This window comes from Nevskia soli, assembly GCF_903970205.1.
Classification (GTDB): domain Bacteria; phylum Acidobacteriota; class Terriglobia; order Bryobacterales; family Bryobacteraceae; genus Bog-113.
Map to the genome: position 1 here is coordinate 1 of NZ_CAJCHS010000216.1, position 5,200 is coordinate 5,200.

A 5,200-nucleotide genomic window follows, 5' to 3' on the forward strand; every position below is an offset into this window, starting at 1 on the left:
TTGCCGCGTACATGCAAAACGGGCGGTGACTTGTTAGTCGCCCGCCCGTTTGTTTGATTTATTGCTGAGTTACTAGTTAGGTGCGTAGCCGTAACCCGGTCCGCTCCGATGGACTCCTCGATTGATTATGGACTGAGGAGCAGGTGCGTTGAGGGAATTCGCGGTCGCGGGCTTTTGGTTTGAGGGAGATAGGGGGATTCCGGGCGCGTCACTGATGTTGCGGGTCCATCGGGTTTGGCGGTGGGTGCGCAGAACCCGCCCTTTCGGGCTGAGCTCGGAGTGGGGGTTGCCGCGTACATGCGAAACGGGCGGACGACTTGTTAGTCGCCCGCCCGTTTGTTTGATTAATTGCTGAGTTACTAGTTAGCGCCAGCGTCCGCCCCAGCCGCGGCCGTAGTAGCCGCGTCCGTAGAAGCCGACGCCGATGAAGGGACCACCCCATCCGTAACCGTAGCCGTAGGCGTACGGATAGGGGTAGGCGGGATAGGCATAAGCGGGGTAGGGGGCGGGTGCGTAGCCGTAACCCGGTCCGCCCGGACGGGCGGGACGGAAGCCGTTGGCGTTGTAGTCCTGACGGGTGACGGGCTCAAACGCGCCGCCCGAGTTGACCGTCGAGATGGCGAGCGGTTGTTCGATGCGGAAGGTCAGTACGCTTTCCGGATGAATCACCGTCGGGCGACCGCGAGTCACGAGGACGCCGATCGTGCCGACAACCGCGCCGCCGATGGCTCCCATGCCGGCGCCGAATCCGGTTCCGGTCGCGGCTGCGCCCACGATCGCGCCGAGGGCTGTGGTGCCGCCGATCGCACTGGCGTCACGGCCGACCGATGTCGGACCCTGGCGATAGACGAGCTGCGTGTGAATCGGCAGCTGTTGACCGTCCGCCAGCAGGAGTTCGGTTAGTTCGACGCGCATGCTGGAGGTACCGGCAACGCGTCCAGCTTTCTTTACATCCACGACGCGGCCGTTCACGATCTGTCCGCGGTGGGCGACAACGAAACCATCGATCACGAGCGGTTCGACGAGCGAGGCGGTGAATGCATCGCCCGGCTGGTTGCGATCGGTGGTCAGGAAGCTATTCATACGAACGGTCAGGTATTTGCCAGCGGGGAGGTTCAGAGTTGCCGGTAGCGGCGGAGCCGGACGCTGGTCATAAGCACTCTGACCGTAAGAACCGCCCTGCGCCGGCGGCGCGTATTGGGGTTGCTGTTGCTGCATGGGCATGGGCTGCGGCTGAGCGTCAGCGGGGGGCGGCGGCGGCGCAGGGGTATTCTGCGCATAAGCCGGGTCCTGCTGGGCCGTGGCAGGGACCGCAGCATCGTCGAACCGGCTCCATGAATCTGCACCTTGCCCCCAAACGGGCGAAAGAGAAAGGGCCGCAATGAACAGGTAAGTCGAGGGTTTAGAAATCAGTTTCATAGCGTTCACACACTTCTAAACGTAGTCCGTTGCAGATCGGTTGCCACGATTAAGTCCTTTTTAATCAGGAATCTGCGAGTGGCCGACTGGAGCTTTTGACGCAGGCTGGCCGAATTGAGCCAGTCTTTTTTGCCTATCTTTTGCACATCTGGGGATATTGCTTCTTCAAATCGGCGACTTTGGGGAGGTCGTAGGTAGAGATATAAGGGTTGTCGGGGTGCAAATCGGCGTAGTGCTGATGGTACGCTTCCGCCGCATAAAATCCCTTTAGAGGCACGACTTGGGTGGCGATGGTGCTTCTGAATACGTGCGCCTCGTTCAACTGATGGATGTAGGCTTCGGCGATACGCTTTTGATCGTCGTTCGCGTAGAAGATGGACGAGCGGTATTGCGTTCCGGAATCGGGTCCCTGGCGATTCAGTTCCGTGGGGTCGTGGGCGACGGAGAAGTAGACCTTGAGGATCTGGCCGTAGGTAATTTTTGCGGGATCGTAGGTAATCTGAACGGATTCGGCGTGACCGGTAGTGCCGGTGCTGACTTCTTCGTAGTGCGCGGTCGACCGTTCGCCGCCGGCGAATCCGGCAACGACGTTGTCGACGCCTTTGAGATGCTCGAACACGGCTTCGACACCCCAGAAGCAACCTCCGGCTAAGACGGCCACCTGTTTGCCTTTCGCGGCCTGAAGCGAGTCGTCGACGGCGGGGTCCGGGAACTGCGAAGCGCCGCATGCGCCGGCCGCGAGCAGACCCGCTACTGCGATGAGACTAAGTTTGTTGAACATTGTTGTCCTCTTTCCTTACATTATGTATTCGTGCGGACGGGTTGAGGAGTTACGTCGGGCGCTGCATTGAGTTTGGGCTGTACGGTTTGCTTCTTCGACTTCAGCTCCGCTAAGAGTTTCTCAACGCGATCCTGTTTCTCCATGGCGGCGAATTTCTCGTCGACACCGTCGCCGATAAGTAGCTCGGTTTTAGCTTGACCTAGGGCTAATTCGAGGTCGATCTTTTCTTTGGCGCGACCGAGTCCCTTGAGTTGGGTGATCTGGACATCGGCGGCGCGATTGGCGGCGCGGGCGCGGCGGGCTTGCGCTTTGAGCAACTCGGCCTGGGTGCGGGCTTCGGCGAGTTTGGCGTCGAGCTTCTGCAGCGTGGCTTTCAGAGTCTCGACCTGAACTCGCTGATCCTCGACCTGTTCGCTGAAGCTGGCGGCCATCTCGCGGCAGGGGAGCGCGCGCTCGATGGCCGCGCGCGCCAGGTCTTCGTCGCCTCGTTCGAGGCTCATCTCGGCCTTGCGCATCCAATCGGATTCGCGGGCGAGGTTTTCCTGTTTCTTGCGTTCGAGAAGATGATGATCGGCTACGGCAATCGCGACCTGCGTTTTGACTTGCAGGAGCTGATTTTCCATGTCGAGGATGACCTGATTCATCATCTTCAGCGGATCCTCCGCGCGATCGATCATGTCGTTCAGATTCGCGCGGAGCAGGGTTGCGACTCGTTCCAGAAGGGCCATCGTCAGTTCCTCTTTTTACACGTTCGCCTTGGTGGGTTTGGGCGGTTCGACAATGCCATTCTGGCTGCCGATCGTCTTGACTTTGCCAAGCAGCTCGCTCATCTGCATGCCGGAGAGAGTCTCGAATAAGGCCGGGATCTGGGCGGCCATCTGGGTGATATCACCGGTGATCTTGTGCATGCCGGCGGAGCTGCCATCGCCCGTGGAAACGATGGTGATCTTGTCGACATTCGACAAGGGCGAGGCAAGCGCGCGCACGATTTCCGGCATGCTGGTTAACAGTTTGTCGACCACCGCGGCCTGGTTCCATTCCTGATAGGCTTCGGCTTTGACGTTCATGGCTTTGGCTTCGGCCTCGCCCCTCTTGAAGGTGATTTCGGCTTCGGCTTCACCCTGAGCGCGCACGGCGAATGCGGCGCCTTCGGCTTCGGTGATGCGGCGCTGCTTCTCAGCCATGGCGATGGTTTCGATGCGGCGGCGCTCGACTTCGGCGGACTTGAGGACGGTGGCGATCAACTCGCGCTCACGGCGCTGAATTTCGGCGTCCTGGACCTTGATCTCCGACTCGCGCTCGATCTGGCGGATTTTGACCGCTTCGAGCGTGACCTGCTGCTGCATAATGTTGCCCTGAATCTCGTAGGCTTTATCGGCCTGGGCTTTCTGGCGATTGACAAGTTCGAGATACTCGGCGCGCTTGACTTCGAGATCGCGCTGGCTCTCGGCCTGCTTGGTGAGCGACACCGTTTCGGCGAGCACACGCTCCTGATCGGCCCCGGCCTTGGCTACGGCAGCGGCGCGCAACGCTTCAGCGCGTTTGATGGCGGTGTCGCGCTCGGCTTCGGCGGCGGCGATTTCGGCATCGCGGCGGATGCGGGCGATATCCGGGCGGCCCATGTTGGTGATGTAGTCGTTCTGATCGCGAACCTCTTTAATGGTGAACGAGACGACTTCGAGGCCCATCTTACTCATGTCGGCGGCGCAGGTGGAGCGCATGCGGTCGCCTACCATTTCGGGCTGCTTGACCAACTCTTCGACCGTAAGCTGGCCGATGATGCCGCGGAGATGGCCTTCCATCACGAGGCGGATCAGGGCCTGGCGTTCGGTGTCGGGCTTGGTGAGTAACTGCTCGGCCGCGGTCTGGATGCTTTCGGGGTCGGACTTGACTTTGATCTGGGCGACGGCTTCGACGGTTACGGCGACGCCCTGGCGGGTGTAGAGATCCTGTTTGGGCGCGACATCGAAGGACATCAGCTCGAGCGAGAGCTGGCGGGAGGTTTCGATCATCGGCATGATGAACGTGCCGCGGCCTTTGATGACGCGGGTGCCGCGCATACCGTAGACGATCAAGGCTTCGTGCGGGCCGGCTTTACGGAACATGCGGGCGAGAGTCATTCCGATCAGCAACATTCCGGCGATGATGATGAGACAGACTTTCAAAATCAACAACAGCATCATAATTGTTCCTCTTTCTGTTCACTGCTACTGCCTTCTTTTTGTTCACTACTTAGTGACTCGAACTCATCCCAACCGCGCACGTAAGCGATGCCGCTTTCGTAGCGTGTGACTACGACTTCCGTGCCGCTATCGATCGGGGCGCCGGTTTCCGAGCGAACCGGAACGCCGATTCTGCGGCCTTGCTGCGCGCAGATCATTTCACCGGTACCGCCGGGGCGCAGCGGGGAAACGATCTTGCCGAAGGAGCCGGTCATGTCGTAATCGAGCGGATCGAGCGGGCGATCGTTAGCCAGCAGGACATGCGACATGAACCAATACACGATGGCCGCGCCGATAAGTCCGAGCGGCACGGCGACCGCGACGACTACCAGGAACACCCATGGAGTCAGGCGATCGAGTAAGTAGCCCGATCCGCCAAACCACATAAGAAACGCGGCGATGGTGAATAAGTTGAACATAGACCCGCCGCGGGGTCCGCCGACGCCTTTAGCTAAGTGGCCGGAGTTCAGGTGCAGGTGCAAATGTAAGTGCGGCAGGTGCAGTCCACCGGCCAGCAGGGAGAGTACGCTTAGCACGAAACCGACCGCTAAGCACAGGACGAACACGTCAGGCGACGCCATTTCCGATCCTCCTTGATTCGGATTCCGAGGCCGCTTCCGGCTTCAGAACTTGTAACAACCGCTCGGCCAGCCCCGGATTTTCGAGGATGGCTTCAAGCAACAGCAGACAGCGGCGGGAATCGGAATGCTTAGCGAGCGCGAGCAAGGCGCCGCTAACCGCGGGATCCCGCCGGAACCGCTCCGCGCCTTCGACGAGC

At 60.2% G+C, this 5,200-nt stretch carries 5 protein-coding genes and 1 pseudogene; all 6 read right to left on the minus strand.

Annotated features, from left to right (window positions below):
• Nucleotides 1–363 precede the first annotated feature (363 nt).
• Nucleotides 364–1,419 (minus strand): hypothetical protein, encoded by a 1,056-nt coding sequence (locus H1Y01_RS09795; RefSeq protein ID WP_180540330.1) that lies wholly within the window; start codon nt 1,417–1,419, stop codon nt 364–366.
• Between the two features lie 133 nt (nt 1,420–1,552).
• On the minus strand, nt 1,553–2,200 hold the full coding sequence (gene msrA, locus H1Y01_RS09800; protein ID WP_180540333.1) for a peptide-methionine (S)-S-oxide reductase MsrA: 648 nt from the start codon (nt 2,198–2,200) through the stop codon (nt 1,553–1,555).
• 20 nt (nt 2,201–2,220) lie between these two features.
• A complete protein-coding gene (locus H1Y01_RS09805; RefSeq protein WP_180540335.1) occupies nt 2,221–2,928 on the minus strand; it encodes a PspA/IM30 family protein in 708 nt (235 codons plus the stop codon).
• Between the two features lie 15 nt (nt 2,929–2,943).
• The gene (locus H1Y01_RS09810; protein ID WP_219341424.1) at nt 2,944–4,320 is read right to left on the minus strand and encodes a flotillin family protein; all 1,377 of its coding nucleotides are present in this window, start codon (nt 4,318–4,320) and stop codon (nt 2,944–2,946) included.
• 59 nt (nt 4,321–4,379) lie between these two features.
• Nucleotides 4,380–5,003, minus strand: coding sequence for a hypothetical protein (locus H1Y01_RS09815; protein ID WP_180540339.1), 624 nt, complete (start codon nt 5,001–5,003; stop codon nt 4,380–4,382).
• Nucleotides 4,990–5,200, minus strand: a pseudogene (locus H1Y01_RS19505) (transcriptional regulator); the annotation flags it as partial. The pseudogene H1Y01_RS19505 and the gene H1Y01_RS09815, both read right to left, overlap by 14 nt.

What these genes read in the sequence shown, in the direction of transcription:
- H1Y01_RS09795 (WP_180540330.1), bottom strand. Translation starts at nt 1,419, where the DNA reads ATGAAACTGATTTCTAAACCCTCGACTTACCTGTTCATTGCGGCCCTT.
- msrA (WP_180540333.1), bottom strand. Translation starts at nt 2,200, where the DNA reads ATGTTCAACAAACTTAGTCTCATCGCAGTAGCGGGTCTGCTCGCGGCC.
- H1Y01_RS09805 (WP_180540335.1), bottom strand. Translation starts at nt 2,928, where the DNA reads ATGGCCCTTCTGGAACGAGTCGCAACCCTGCTCCGCGCGAATCTGAAC.
- H1Y01_RS09810 (WP_219341424.1), bottom strand. Translation starts at nt 4,320, where the DNA reads ATGACTCTCGCCCGCATGTTCCGTAAAGCCGGCCCGCACGAAGCCTTG.
- H1Y01_RS09815 (WP_180540339.1), bottom strand. Translation starts at nt 5,003, where the DNA reads ATGGCGTCGCCTGACGTGTTCGTCCTGTGCTTAGCGGTCGGTTTCGTG.